Origin of the sequence: Psychrobacter sp. N25K4-3-2 (genome assembly GCF_015351755.1) — a bacterium.
GTDB lineage: Bacteria > Pseudomonadota > Gammaproteobacteria > Pseudomonadales > Moraxellaceae > Psychrobacter > Psychrobacter glaciei.
In genome coordinates, this window is sequence record NZ_JADKLX010000022.1 from 1 (window position 1) to 278 (window position 278).

The following is a 278-nucleotide window of genomic DNA, read 5'->3' on the forward strand; positions in this document are numbered from 1 at the left end:
AGCTGGTGTACGCCATCCTGACACGGATGAGTATCCATGTGGCTCAGTTGATCGCTGATGCCATCTATATTTTTGCAGGTATGGCGCCTACCAGGCACCCTCTGGACCCAGATAAGTCCAACAGGGCCCTGGGATTTCCCGCCTTGATCACAGGACTCTGCCAGTCGTTCGGAGTCCCCGTCGCACCTACCAAGGTGATTCGGCCGCCCATCACCCGAGCTTTTATTGAGAAGTACTGCACGTAGAGACAGGTCCAGGGTGATGCACCACAGGCCGCG

Annotated in this window: 1 protein-coding gene; it reads left to right on the top strand. The window is 56.8% G+C overall.

All coding sequences use genetic code 11. The features are described 5' to 3' along the window. The coding region (locus IOD06_RS13665; RefSeq protein ID WP_227670072.1) for a hypothetical protein at positions 1-245 on the top strand (245 nt) is incomplete at its 5' end. Between the last annotated feature and the right edge of the window lie 33 nt (positions 246-278).